The sequence below is a fragment of the Burkholderia sp. lig30 genome, assembly GCF_000687455.2.
Classification (GTDB): Bacteria; Pseudomonadota; Gammaproteobacteria; order Burkholderiales; family Burkholderiaceae; genus Burkholderia.
Genome location: NZ_JGVW01000089.1, coordinates 1 through 13,346, shown reverse-complemented (window position 1 = coordinate 13,346; position 13,346 = coordinate 1). Strand labels below are relative to the sequence as shown.

Genomic DNA, 13,346 nt, shown 5'->3' with positions numbered 1-13,346 from the left:
TTCGGGCTTCGGGCTTCGGGCCTCCAGCGTCGATGCGCCGACGCCCCGCCGTTCAGCCGAACACCCGCTCCCACAGCGCGGCCACGGCCGCCCGCTCGTCGGCGACCTTCGCCGGGTCGACCCGCGCCTTCTCCATCCCGTCGAGCCGCAGCTTGTGCTGCATCTTGCGATAGGTCCGGTACGCCGCGCCGACCCGCTCCGCTTCCGCCTCGCTCATCAGCCCGAAGCGCGCGACCTCGCGCAGCAGCGCGATGTTGCCGGTATTGCGAATCAGCTCGGGATCGCGCGACGCATGCAGCAGCACCCAGTACTGGACGATGAACTCGATGTCCACCATCCCGCCCCGGTCGTGCTTCAGGTCGAACAGCTCGCCGTGGTTCGGATGGCCGGCGGACACCTTCTCGCGCATGTCGACGATCTCCTTCGCCAGCCCGGCGGCCTCGCGCGGCATCGTCAGCACCTGGTGGCGGATCGCCTCGAACGCCGCGCCGATCTGCGCGTCGCCCGCGCTGTAGCGCGCGCGGGTCAGCGCCTGGTGCTCCCAGACCCACGCGGTGTTGGCCGCGTCGCCCTCGCGCAGCTGGTAGCGGCGGAACGTGTCGAGATCGGTGACGAGCAGCCCCGCTTCGCCGTTCGGGCGCAGCCGCAGGTCGATGTCGAACAGCGCGCCCGCGCCGGTCGCCGTCGTGAGCCACGTGATGAGCCGCCGCGTGAAGGTCGTGTAGACGTCCGCCGCGCGCTCGTCCGGATCGTCGTACAGGAAGATCAGGTCGAGATCCGACGCGTAGCCGAGCTCCTTGCCGCCCAGCTTGCCGTACGCGATCACCGAGAAGCGCGGCACGTCGCGGTGGCGCTTCGCAAGCTGCGACCAGACAACCTCGATCGTCACGTCGAGCACCGCGTCGGCCAGTTCCGACAGGCGGTCGCTCACGTGCTCGACGGACAGCTGGCCCGCCAGGTCGATCAGCAGGATGCGGAACACCTCGGCGTGCTGCGCGTGGCGCAGCAGATCCATCTGCTGCTCGGGGCCGTCGGCCGCCGCGAGGCGCGCGCGCAGCGCGGCCTTGAACGCCGGCCAGTCGAACGGGCTCGCAATCGCCTCGTCGTCGAGCAGCTCGTCGAGCAGCTGCGGGTGGCGGATCAGGTAGCCGCCGCCCCAGCGCGTCGCGCCGAGCACCGACAGCACGCGGTCGAGCGCCGCCGGGTACTCGGTCAGCAGCGCCAGGTAGACGCCACGCCGGCTCACCGTCTCCAGCAGGTCGAACAGCCGCACGATCGTGTCGTCGCGGCGCGCGGCGTCGATCTGCGGCGCGGCCTCGAGCGCGCGCTGCGCGACGCTGTCGAAGCGCTGCCGGCTCTTTTCCGGCAGGCCGGTGTAGCGCGACGACTGCCAGATCGCGCGCAGCCGCGTCAGCACCGCTTCCGAGTCGCCGAAGCCGAGCCCGTCGAGACGGGCCATCAGCGCGTCGTCCGCGCCGTCGTCGGCGAGCGCGCCGCTCCAGATCCACGCGGCCGCGCCGTCCTCGGCGGCGCCGCAGCCGTGCTCGCCGCCCACCTTGTCGGCGAAGATCTGGTCGAACTGCGCCTCGACGAACGCGCGATGCGCATCGAGCGCCGTCATCAGCGCCGGATAGTCGGCAAAGCCGAGCGACGCCGCGAGCGACGCGCGCTCGTCGTCGTCGACGGGCATCGCGTGCGTCTGCGCGTCGTTGCGGTACTGCAGACGGTGTTCGAGCGTGCGCAGGAACCCGTATGCGTCGGCGAGGCGCGCCGCCACGTCGTCGGCGATCAGCCCGCGCGACTGCGCGTGACGCAGCACGGCAAGCGTGGGCCGCACCCGGAAGCCCGCATCCTGGCCGCCGCGGATCAGCTGGAACACCTGCGCGCTGAACTCGATCTCGCGAATCCCGCCGCGCCCGAGCTTGATGTCGTCGGCCTTGTCCGGCCGCATCGACGCGCGGCGCTGCGCCTCCTGGCGGATCTGCTGGTGCAGCGAGCGGATCGCGCCGATCACGCCGAAATCGAGATAGCGCCGGTAGACGAACGGCTTGACGATCGCGTCGAGCTGCGTCGCGAGCCGCTGTGCCGCGTCGCTGTCGCCTTCCGACACGAGACGGCCCTTGATCCACGCGTAGCGCTCCCATTCGCGGCCCTGCACGTAGAAGTATTCCTCCAGCATGCCGAGGCTGCAGACGAGCGGCCCCGAATCGCCGTTCGGGCGCAGCCGCATGTCGACGCGGAACACGTAGCCGTCGGCGGTCACCTCGGACAGCACGCCGATCAGCCGCCGGCCGAGCCGCGTGAAATACTCCTGCGTCGACAGCGCTGCGCGGCTGCCGCCCGCCGTCTCGCCGTCGTCCTCATAGACGAAGATCAGGTCGATGTCGGACGACACGTTCAGTTCGCGCCCGCCGAGCTTGCCCATCCCGACCACGCCGAGCGCGAGCCGCTCGCCGTCCGCGCCGCGCGGCTCGCCGTACAGCGCATCGAGCTCGGCCGACAGGAACGCGAGCGAGCGCTGCACCGCGACCTCGGCCAGATCCGTCATCGCGCCCGTGACCTCGGCCACGTCGGCCAGCCCGCGCAGGTCGCGCTCGGCCACCGCGCCGAACGCCTCGGCGCGCAGTTGCCGCAGCGCGCGCTTGAGCGCGTCCTCGGTCGGCGCCGGCGCGCCTTGCGGCACCGCGAGCAGCGCGGTGAGCCGCGCGTCGAGCTGCGCGCGCGACAGCGGCGCGGCCGCCCACGCGGCGATCTGCGCGGCGAGCGCCGGGCGCGCGGCGGCGGCGCGCGCGAGGTAATGGGAGTAGGACGTGCAGGAGAGTGCGGAAGCGTCGGTCATCGAGAGGCGGGCTCAAGCGCGAGGAACACGCGCGGCGCGGCGGCGCGGCCGGACCGCACCCGCCGCCTCGCCGCGCGCCGGGAAGCCCGTGCCGCGCCGTCATCGCGGCCGCGGGCACGAACCCGTGTGATACATTTCAACGTCAGTTCGCAAAACTACCATATCGCCGCCCGTTCGCCGCATGTCCGACCGCCAGGATTCCGCCGTAGCAGCACCCGAAGCGGGCCCTCCCAAGCACGATCATCCGGTTCTGCGCCGCGTGTTCAAAGTGACGCTGGGGGTTGCGCTGGGGGCGTACTTCGTCGCGTCCGGGGCGGTCCTCGGGTTGCGCTACGTGGTGCTGCCGCGCATCGACGAATTCCGGCCGCGCATCGAGCGCTTCGTGTCCGCGAAGCTCCACGCGCAGCTGTCGATCGGCAAGCTCTCCCCGCACTGGTCCGGGATGCAGCCGGGCGTCGAGGTCACCCACCTGACGATCCGCGGGCGCGACGGCCGGCTCGCGCTGTCGGTGCCGCATGCGCGCGCCGCGCTGTCGTGGGCGTCGCTCGCGCGCCTGTCGCCCGCGCTGTCGAGCCTGATCGTCGACGAGCCGGACCTGCTGGTGCAGCGCAACGCGGACGGCACGCTGTACGTTGCCGGCGTCAACGTGCCGACCACCCGCAGCGGCGACGACACGTTCAGCACCTGGCTGCTCAAGCAGGAAGCCATCGTGCTGCGCGGCGGCACGCTGCGCTGGTACGACGCGAAACACGACGCGCCTGAACTGGCGCTGTCCGGCATCCGGCTCGCGGTGCTCAACGACGCCCACGTCCACCGGCTCGCGCTGCAGGCGCCCGCCAACGGCACGCTGCTGCTCGGCCCGCTCGATTTCCGCGCCCGTTTCACGCACAACCCGCTCGGGCGGATCGGCAAGCCGTCGAACTGGACCGGCGACGCATACCTGTCGACCGGCCCCGTCGACCTGCCGACCCTCGCCCGCTACGTGACGATGCCGCTCACGATGTACGAGGGCCGGATCGACAACGCAATCTGGGCGAGCTTCGTCAACGGCCGGCTGCGCTCGGCAGGCGGCGACCTGCAGGGCGCCGATGTCGCGCTGCGGGTGCGGCCGACCCAGCCGCGCCTCGACATGCCGTTCGCCCGCTTCGGCTGGGACATGACGATGGACACGGGCCGCGACTACACGCTGCACCTGTCGCGCCTGCGCGCGGAGCTGGGCCAGCCGCCGCTGCCGGACGGCACGCCGCTCGCCCGCGCGCTGTCGCTGTCGACGCTCACCGCGCGCTACCGGGTGCCGGCCGCCGACCAGGGGCAACTCTTCAGCGTGGCCGGCGACCGGGTCGATCTCGGCATCCTCGGCGAGTTCGTGCGCGCGCTGCCGCTGCCCGCGCACTTTCGCAACGAACTGGTGCGCATCGACCCGCGCGGGATGGTCGCGAACTATCAGATCGCGGTCGAGCGCGCGAAGCCGGCGCGCGCGGAACTCGCGGAAGAGGAACGGCGCAGCGGCACGGCGCCCGTCGTCCACTACCGCTTCCTCGGCGACCTGCAAGGCATCAGCTTCGCCGCGCAGGAGCCGCCGCCCGGCCTGTCCGCGCACGGCCATCCGCGCGCCGGCTGGCCCGGCGTCGAGAATCTGTGGGGCCACGTCGACGCGAACGAGACCGGCGGCGCCGCCCGCTTCGACACTGTCAACGCGGCGGTCACGGTGCCGGGCGAATTCGACGTGCCGCGGCTCACCTTCGACCGGCTGCGCGGCAACGCGAAATGGACCGTCACGCCCGCCCCCGGCGAGAAGCACGCGCGCGTCGAGGTGACGGTGCCCGACTTCCTCGTCGCAAACCCCGATGCCGAGATCGCGGTGTCGGGCAGCTACACGAACCCCGGCCACGGCCGCGGCTCGCTCGACCTGCGCGCCGATTTCGCGCGCGCGGCGGTTGCCAGCATCCCGCGCTACCTGCCGACCGGCATGTCCGAGCACCTGCGCCACTATCTCGGCCACGCGCTGCAGGCGGGGCAAGTCACCAAGGGCGCGTCGATCGTCGCGCGCGGCCCGCTCGAGAGCTTCCCGTACGAGCACAATCCGGACGCGGGCGTGTTCCACATCGTCGCGCCGTTCACCGGCGGCCAGTTCGAACCGACGCCTTACCCGCCGCGCACGCTCGCGAACGGCAAGCCGAACGTCTGGCCGGCGCTCGAAGGGATCGACGGCGTGTTCGAGATGGCGCAGAACCGGCTGCGCTTCGACATCGACCGCGCGCACTACAAGCGCTTCGCGCTGACCCGGGTGAGCGGCCGGATCGCGGATCTCGGCCATCCGACCGACTCCCCGCTGGTGATCGACGGTCGCGGGCACGGCCCGCTCGCGGACCTGCTCGACTACGCGAACCACAGCACCCTCGCCGGGATGAACGGCTACGTCGGCGACCGGATCGACGCGCAAGGGCCGGCAGCGCTCGCGCTGAAGCTGACGATTCCGCAACACGTGCCGCATCCGCACGTCGGCATCGACGGCACCCTCGCGTTCGGCGGCAACACGCTGACGACGGACGGCGTGCCGCCGCTGTCGGCGCTGCGCGGCAGCATCCACTTCACGCACGGCAGCGCGTCGCTGCAGGACATCAGCGCGCGTTTCCTCGGCGGCCCGGTGCATGCGTCCGGCAGCGCGGTCGAGCACGGCCCGTATGCGTTCGACGTCGACGGCCGGATCGCGCTCGATGCCACGCGCGGCCTGAACCTGCACGGCACGGCCGCGGCGCTGCTGCAGCGGGTCGTCGGCGACGCGCCGTACCGGATCGCCGTGCGCGGCGCGCCAGGCCGCCTGCCGGAGATCACGGCGCACTCGGACCTGACCGGCGTGGCGCTCGACTTTCCGGCACCGTTCGCCAAGCCCGCCGGCGCGGCGATGCCGTTCAGCTTCACGCTGAAGCCGGCGCCGCAGGAAACCGGCGAGCGCCTCGAGCACGCGGATCTGCAGTTCGGGCCGCTCACGGCGAGCTACCTGCTCGACGCGACGCGCGGCGCGCCGCTGCGCGCGGTGCGCGGCGCGATGGGCCTGCACCGGATGCCCGAGCTGCCGCAGGAAGGCGTCAGCGCGGCGGTCGACGCCGACGAGCTGGACGCCGACGCGTGGCTCGCGCTCGCGAAATCGCTGCGCGAGCCGAAGCACGCCGACGAGACGCCGGCGAGCGCCGCGCACGTCGATCTGGCGAGCTTCGCGCCGAAGCGCTTCGCGTTCCACTTCGGCACGCTGAAACTGCTCAAGCGCAACTGGGAGAACGTGATCGTCGGCGCGTCGCACGTCGACGACCTGTGGCAGGCGAACATCGCGTCGAACCAGGTGTCGGGCTATCTGTCGTGGGCGCCGGGCGGCGGCCTGAACGGCGCGGGCGTGCTCAACGCGCGGCTCGCGAAGCTGGTGATCCCGCAAAGCGCCGAGCACGACCTCGTCGGCCGCGCGATCGACCTGCCGGTGCCGGCCGACCGCGCGATGCCGTCGGTCGACCTGGTCGTCGACCAGGTCGTCGCGCGCGGCCACGACATCGGCCGCCTCGAAGTCAACGCGCACAACCTCGACGAGGACGGTGTCCCGGTCTGGCAGCTCGACAGGCTGGAACTGTCGAACCCGGCGGCCAGGCTCACCGCGACCGCGAACTGGCGCGCGCCGCGCCGCGCGGCCGCGCTCGGCCTCGACGATGCCGCCGCGCCGCGCCGCACCGTGTTCGACTTCAAGCTCGACATCGCCGATGCCGGCGCGCTGCTTGACCGCGTCGGCCTGCCGCGCACGGTCGAAAGCGGCCACGGCACGCTGACCGGCCGGGTCGCGTGGCACGGCGGCCCGACGACGCTCGATTACCCGACGCTCCACGGCCAGCTCGCGCTCGACATCGCGCACGGCAAGATCCTCAAGGTCGATCCGGGCGCGGCGAAGCTGCTCGGCGTGCTGAGCCTGCAAAGCCTGGCGCGCTTCGTGACGCTGGACTTCCGCGACGTGATCGGCAAGGGGCTGCCGTTCGAGAAGATCACCGGCACCGGCCAGATCGCCAACGGCATCGCCCGGATCAACGACTTCGAGATGACGACCCCACCCGCGAAGGTCACGGTCAACGGCGCCGTCGATCTCGGCGCCGAGACCCAGGACCTGCGCGCGCACGTCGCGCCGAAGATCGGCGCGGGCACGGCCGCGATCGCGGCCGCGATCATCAACCCGCTGCTCGGCGTCGGCGTGCTGGCGGCCGACCTCGCGCTGTCGCAGACGCTCCGGCATGCGTTCGCGCTCGACTACCGGATCACCGGCTCGTGGGCGCACCCGCACATCGAGCGGGTGCGGGGCGATCAGGGTAAGATGAATCACGCCCCGGCCGACACGGCAAGCCATTGAGCAGCACGGGACACACCCTCTTTATGACGATCGATTCCGCGATGACCGACCCCGCCCTTCCCGCCAAGCCCGTCCGCGTCGCCGCGCTGCAGATGGTGAGCACGCCGGACGTCGCCCGCAATCTCGCCGAAGCCCGCCGCCTGATCGCGGAAGCGGCCGGCGACGGCGCCGAGCTGGTGCTGCTGCCCGAATATTTCTGTTTCATGGGCCATCACGAAACCGACAAGCTCGCGCTCGCCGAGGCTTACCGCGACGGCCCGATCCAGCGCTTTCTCGCCGAGGCGGCCAGCCGCCACGGCATCTGGGTGATCGGCGGCACGCTGCCGCTGAAAGCGCCGGAGCCGGACCGCGTGCTGAACACGACGCTCGTGTTCGACCCGTCGGGCCGCGAGGCCGCCCGCTACGACAAGATTCACCTGTTCAATTTCGAGAAGGGCAGCGACTCGTTCGACGAGGCGCGCACGATCCGCCCGGGCGACACGGTCGTCACGTTCGATGCGCCGTTCGGCCGGGTCGGGCTGTCGGTCTGCTACGATCTGCGCTTTCCGGAGCTGTACCGCAGGATGGGCGACTGCGCGCTGATCGTCGTGCCGTCGGCGTTCACCTACACCACCGGCCGCGCGCACTGGGAGACGCTGCTGCGTGCGCGAGCGGTCGAGAACCAGTGCTACGTGCTCGCGGCCGCGCAGGGCGGCAAGCACGAGAACGGCCGCCGCACCTGGGGTCACAGCATGCTGATCGACCCGTGGGGCGAAATCGTCGCGGAACGCGCCGAAGGCGCGAGCGTCGTGATCGGCACACTCGATCCGCAGCGCATCGCCGACGTGCGCCAGAGCCTGCCCGCGTGGCGGCACCGCGTGCTGGCCTGAGCGGCCCCCTTGAACCCCGGCGCGGACAACCCATCTGCCGTCAGAGCGCACCCGATAACTTTTTGAGATTTCCCGATATCCGCATGAACATCATCGAACCCGGCATCCGCAACCTGGCGCTCGCGAAGGACATCCTCCTGACGCCGTACGGCCTCGACGAGGCGTTGCTGACGCGCACGATCGCCGACATCTTCACGCATCGCGTCGACTATGCGGACCTGTACTTCCAGGCGACCCGCAGCGAGGCGTGGAGCCTCGAGGAAGGGATCGTCAAGTCGGGCAGCTTCAGCATCGACCAGGGCGTCGGCGTGCGCGCGGTGGCGGGCGACCGCACCGCGTTCGCGTATTCGGACGACCTGTCGCCGGACGCGATCGCACAGGCGGCGGCCGCGACCAAGGCGATCGCTGCCGCGGGCGGCGGCCGCCAGAAGGTGAAGGCGGCCTCGTCGCTGAAAGGCATTTCGGGGCGCGACCTGTATCTGCCGTCCGATCCGCTCGCATCGCTCGACGCGACCGCGAAGGTCAAGCTGCTCGAGCGCATCGAGCAGATGGCGCGCAGCCGCGACCCGCGCATCACGCAGGTGATGGCGGGCCTCGCCGGCGAATACGACGTCGTGCTGGTCGCGCGCAGCGACGGCGCGCTCGCGGCGGACATCCGCCCGCTCGTGCGCGTGTCGGTGACGGTGATCGCCGAGCAGAACGGCCGCCGCGAGATCGGCAGCGGCGGCGGCGGCGGCCGCTTCGATTACGGCTACTTCACCGACGACGTGCTGTCGCGCTACGTCGACGACGCGGTGCATGCGGCGCTCGTCAACCTCGACGCCCGCCCCGCTCCGGCCGGCGCGATGACGGTCGTGCTCGGGCCGGGCTGGCCGGGCGTGCTGCTGCACGAGGCGATCGGCCACGGCCTCGAAGGCGACTTCAACCGCAAGGGCTCGTCGGCGTTCGCCGGACGCATCGGCGAGCAGGTCGCGGCCAGGGGCGTGACGGTCGTCGACGACGGCACGCTGCCGAACCGCCGCGGCTCGCTCAACATCGACGACGAAGGCAATCCGACCCAGTGCACGACGCTGATCGAGGACGGCATTCTCACCGGCTACATGCAGGACACGCTGAACGCGCGGCTGATGAAGATGCCGGTGACCGGCAACGCGCGGCGCGAGTCGTATGCGGCGCTGCCGATGCCGCGCATGACCAACACCTACATGCTCAACGGCGACAAGGACCCGCAGGAGATCATCGCGTCGGTGAAGCACGGCCTGTACGCGGTCAACTTCGGCGGCGGCCAGGTCGACATCACCAGCGGCAAGTTCGTGTTCTCGGCGTCCGAGGCGTACATGATCGAAAACGGCCGGCTTTCGTATCCGGTCAAGGGTGCGACGCTGATCGGCAGCGGCCCGGAATCCCTCAAGTACGTGAGCATGATCGGCAACGACATGTCGCTCGATTCCGGCGTCGGGGTGTGCGGCAAGGAAGGCCAGAGCGTGCCGGTCGGGGTCGGCCAGCCGACGCTCCGGATCGACAAGATGACGGTCGGTGGTACGGCATAACCGTATCGCGGCGCAGGTAATCCGCGCAATTTGCAAAAAGCGCGCGGATTTTCCGCATTTTTGAGGAATCAGGATTGCCAGCCGCGTCCCGACCGGGTATAAATTCCGAATCACCTTTTTGACGAATCCACATCCCGTCATGTCCGCCAAGTTTTATTTTTACTTTTTTTGGTATCTCAGACCGCTGGCGGATCGAGAGGGTTGATGGCGCGTAAAGCGCAAACGAAATTCCCGAAAAAACCGCCGGCGAACCCGGCGGTTTTTTTTCGCCCCTCGCCAACCGGTCCCCGCTGCCGCGATCCCGCAGCCGCGACCGAATCGACTGAATTGCTTGAATTGATGAATCTGCCGCACTGAACCGACGGCCTACCGAACAGGAGAACCAGCATGCCCCCGCACAATACCGACGACGTTCGCATTCGAGAGCTCAAGGAGCTGACGCCGCCCGCTCACCTGATCCGCGAATTCGCGTGTTCCGAAACTGCGTCCGAACTGATCTACAACGCGCGCCAGGCGATGCACCGGATCCTGCACGGAATGGAAGACCGGCTGATCGTCGTGATCGGGCCGTGCTCGATCCACGACACGAAGGCGGCGCTCGAATACGCGGGCCGTCTCGTCAAGGAGCGCGAGCGCTTCGCCAACGAACTCGAAATCGTGATGCGCGTGTACTTCGAGAAACCGCGCACGACGGTGGGCTGGAAGGGTCTCATCAACGATCCGCACCTCGACAACAGCTTCAAGATCAACGAAGGCCTGCGGACCGCGCGCGAGCTGCTGCTGCAGATCAACGAGATGGGCCTGCCCGCCGGGACCGAGTACCTCGACATGATCAGCCCGCAATACCTCGCGGACCTGATCTCGTGGGGCGCGATCGGCGCGCGCACGACCGAATCGCAGGTGCACCGCGAGCTGGCGTCGGGGCTGTCGTGCCCGGTCGGCTTCAAGAACGGCACCGACGGCAACGTGAAGATCGCGGTCGACGCGATCAAGGCCGCGTCGCAGCCGCACCACTTCCTGTCCGTGACGAAGGGCGGCCATTCGGCGATCGTGTCGACGGCAGGCAACGAGGACTGCCACGTGATCCTGCGCGGCGGCAAGGCGCCGAATTACGACGCGGACAGCGTGAACGCCGCATGCGCGGACATCGGCAAGTCCGGCCTCGCCGCGCGCCTGATGATCGACGCGAGCCACGCGAACAGCTCGAAGAAGCACGAGAACCAGATTCCGGTGTGCGCGGACATCGGCCGCCAGATCGCGGCGGGCGACGAGCGGATCGTCGGCGTGATGGTCGAGTCGCACCTCGTCGCGGGCCGTCAGGACCTGAAGGAAGGCTGCCCGCTGACCTACGGCCAGAGCATCACCGATGCGTGCATCGACTGGGACGACAGCGTCAAGGTGCTCGAAGGTCTCGCCGAAGCCGTGAAGGCGCGGCGCGTCGCGCGCGGCAGCGGCAACTGACCGCGCCGAAGCCGGGCGGGCCGTCCCGCCCGGCTTCGCGTCATCGCCAAAAAGAGAAAAGCCCGGCACATTCGTGCCGGGCTTTCCCGTTCTTTGGGGGTGGGGAACGCTAACGCGTCAGCCGAGCATGCCGGAACCGAAGATCTCGGTGTTCACGCGCTCCGGCGCGACGCCCAGCGCGACAAGCGCGTCACGCTGCGCCGTCATGAACGCGACCGGGCCGCAGATGTAGTAGTCGGCATCCGGCACCAGCGCGTACTGCTCGATGCGGGCCGGCGTGAGACGCCCTTCGAGATCGTGATCGACGCCCGCGCGGTCGTTCGGGCCGACCAGCTCGTACACCACCGTGCGCTTCATGTTCGGGTGCGTGCTCACCGCATCGTTGAGCCAGTCGCGGAACGCGTGCACCGCACCCGACCGGCAGGCGTGGACGAAGCGCACTTCGCGCTTGCTGCCTTCGGCGATGAGCGTCGACGCCATCGACACCATCGGCGTGATGCCGACGCCGCCGGAGATCAGCACGACCGGCGTGTCGACGTCGCGCTTGAGCGAGAACTCGCCCATCGGCGCGGTGACTTCGACGATCGAGCCTTCCTCGACGCCGTCATGCATCAGCGTCGACACCTTGCCGGCCGGAACCGTCTCGGCCTTGCCCGACTCGCGCTTCACGGAGATGCGCAGCCACTTGCCGTTCGGCGCGTCCGACAGGCTGTACTGGCGGGGCTGATCGACGCCCAGCTCGCCGACGAAGCGCTTGACCGTCGCATACTGGCCCGGCTTGAACATCGGCGCCGCGCCCCCGTCGGCCGGCGTCAGGTAGAACGACGTGATCTCGTCGCTCTCGCGCACCTTGCGCGCCACCTTGAACGGGCGGAAGCCGCTCCATGCTGCACCCGCATACAGGTCCGCCTCGGCGCCGATCAGGATCTGCGCGAGCTGGCCGTACGCGACGCGCCATGCTTCGAGGGTGTCGGAATCGACCGCGTCGCCGAGCACTTCGACGATCGATGCGAGCAGGTTCTCGCCGACGATCGGGTAATGCTCCGGACGGATGTTCAGGCTGGCATGCTTGTGCGCGATGTGCGCCACCGCGCCGCCCAGCACACCCAGATTGTCGATGTTCGCCGCATAGGCGTAGACGGCGCGCGCAAGCGTTTCGGGCTGGTTGCCGGTTGCCTGGTGGGTCTGGTTGAACAGGTTCTTCAGCTCGGGATGCCGGCCGAACATGCGTTGGTAGAAATGCTTCGTGATCGTCGCGCCGTGCTCGGCAAGAACAGGGGCGGTGGCCTTCACACGGGCCATCTGGTCGGCGGTGAGTTGGGTCATGTGTGCTCTCCGTTAAACATGCACGTACGATACATCTTTAACCCCGGGCATCACCCTAGACAAATTGTCGCAGGTCATTAACGGGATCGGTTTTACCTGGAGGCGCCGGCTGCGGAGCCCGGCCGCGCACGCGCGGCCGTCGCTCGCCCGCTCACTCGCCGCACCGCGTCACCGCGCGCGTCCGCGCTCCCACAGCACGTCCGCGCCGCCCGCCGCGCGGTTCAGCACGCGCGCCAGCACGAACAGCAGGTCGGACAGCCGGTTCACGTAGCGGCGCGGCGCATCGTTGAGCGTTTCGTGGCGGCCGAGCGCGACGATCGATCGCTCCGCGCGGCGGCACACGGCGCGGCACACGTGCGCGAGTCCCGCGCCGCGCGAGCCGCCCGGCAGGATGAACTCCGCAAGCGGCGGCAGCGTCGCGTTGTACGCGGCGAGCCAGCCGTCGAGCCGCGCGAGATGCGTGTCGTCCAGCACCGTGTGGCCGGGGATGCACAGCTCGCCACCGAGATCGAACAGGTCGTGCTGGATCGTGACGAGTGCGTCGCGCACGTCGCCGGGCAGCGGCTCGGCGAGCAGCACGCCGAGTTGCGAGTTCAGTTCGTCGACGTCGCCGATCGCGGCAATCCGCGCATCGTCCTTGCCGACGCGCCGTCCGTCGCCGAGCCCGGTCGTGCCGTCGTCTCCGGTGCGCGTCGCGATCTTGCTCAAGCGGTGTCCCATGCCCGTTCCTCTCATGCGCGGCCGTGTCGCGGCCCGTTGTCGTCGACGGCGATTATCGCAGGCCGGCGCACGCTTCGCCGCGGTCGTTACAGCGTAGAATGGGCCAAACCGCGCCGACGCGGTACCCGCAATACAAGCGATCGAACTTTGTATGGGACTTTGGAGACCTGCGTGAATTACCCCACCCCGCCGGCCAAAAC

7 protein-coding genes are annotated in these 13,346 nt (G+C 69.9%); 4 read left to right on the top strand and 3 right to left on the bottom strand.

Annotated elements, in window-relative coordinates; all coding sequences use genetic code 11:
- Positions 1 to 52 precede the first annotated feature (52 nt).
- Positions 53 to 2,839: a bifunctional [glutamate--ammonia ligase]-adenylyl-L-tyrosine phosphorylase/[glutamate--ammonia-ligase] adenylyltransferase gene (gene glnE, locus LIG30_RS18025; protein WP_038714116.1), complete on the bottom strand. Its 2,787-nt coding sequence runs from the start codon at positions 2,837 to 2,839 to the stop codon at positions 53 to 55.
- A 181-nt stretch (positions 2,840 to 3,020) separates the two neighbouring features.
- On the opposite strand from glnE, the gene LIG30_RS18020 reads away from it, so the two are divergent.
- The 4 genes from LIG30_RS18020 (at position 3,021) to aroG (ending at position 11,100) form a co-directional block, all read left to right on the top strand.
- Positions 3,021 to 7,220, top strand: a complete 4,200-nt coding sequence (locus LIG30_RS18020; protein WP_038714114.1) for a YhdP family phospholipid transporter — start codon at positions 3,021 to 3,023, stop codon at positions 7,218 to 7,220.
- A gap of 41 nt (positions 7,221 to 7,261) precedes the next feature.
- Positions 7,262 to 8,089 (top strand): carbon-nitrogen hydrolase family protein, encoded by an 828-nt coding sequence (locus tag LIG30_RS18015; RefSeq protein ID WP_038714118.1) that lies wholly within the window; start codon positions 7,262 to 7,264, stop codon positions 8,087 to 8,089.
- 83 nt (positions 8,090 to 8,172) lie between these two features.
- Positions 8,173 to 9,639 carry a metalloprotease TldD gene (gene tldD / locus LIG30_RS18010; protein ID WP_038714112.1) on the top strand — a complete coding sequence of 489 codons (1,467 nt, stop codon included), beginning with the start codon at positions 8,173 to 8,175 and terminating at the stop codon, positions 9,637 to 9,639.
- 387 nt (positions 9,640 to 10,026) lie between these two features.
- The gene (gene aroG / locus LIG30_RS18005; protein WP_038714111.1) at positions 10,027 to 11,100 is read left to right on the top strand and encodes a 3-deoxy-7-phosphoheptulonate synthase AroG; all 1,074 of its coding nucleotides are present in this window, start codon (positions 10,027 to 10,029) and stop codon (positions 11,098 to 11,100) included.
- A 117-nt stretch (positions 11,101 to 11,217) separates the two neighbouring features.
- Here the strand turns inward: aroG and hmpA are convergent, their stop codons facing one another.
- Together hmpA and LIG30_RS17995 are read right to left on the bottom strand one after the other, a co-directional pair.
- A complete protein-coding gene (hmpA, locus tag LIG30_RS18000) occupies positions 11,218 to 12,426 on the bottom strand; it encodes an NO-inducible flavohemoprotein (RefSeq protein ID WP_038714109.1) in 1,209 nt (402 codons plus the stop codon).
- A gap of 168 nt (positions 12,427 to 12,594) precedes the next feature.
- Positions 12,595 to 13,146 (bottom strand): cob(I)yrinic acid a,c-diamide adenosyltransferase, encoded by a 552-nt coding sequence (locus LIG30_RS17995; RefSeq protein ID WP_038714107.1) that lies wholly within the window; start codon positions 13,144 to 13,146, stop codon positions 12,595 to 12,597.
- Positions 13,147 to 13,346: the final 200 nt, after the last annotated feature.

Coding starts and splice junctions, on each gene's coding strand:
- glnE (WP_038714116.1), bottom strand. CDS start 2,839: ATGACCGACGCTTCCGCACTCTCCTGCACGTCCTACTCCCATTACCTC.
- LIG30_RS18020 (WP_038714114.1), top strand. CDS start 3,021: ATGTCCGACCGCCAGGATTCCGCCGTAGCAGCACCCGAAGCGGGCCCT.
- LIG30_RS18015 (WP_038714118.1), top strand. CDS start 7,262: ATGACCGACCCCGCCCTTCCCGCCAAGCCCGTCCGCGTCGCCGCGCTG.
- tldD (WP_038714112.1), top strand. CDS start 8,173: ATGAACATCATCGAACCCGGCATCCGCAACCTGGCGCTCGCGAAGGAC.
- aroG (WP_038714111.1), top strand. CDS start 10,027: ATGCCCCCGCACAATACCGACGACGTTCGCATTCGAGAGCTCAAGGAG.
- hmpA (WP_038714109.1), bottom strand. CDS start 12,426: ATGACCCAACTCACCGCCGACCAGATGGCCCGTGTGAAGGCCACCGCC.
- LIG30_RS17995 (WP_038714107.1), bottom strand. CDS start 13,146: ATGGGACACCGCTTGAGCAAGATCGCGACGCGCACCGGAGACGACGGC.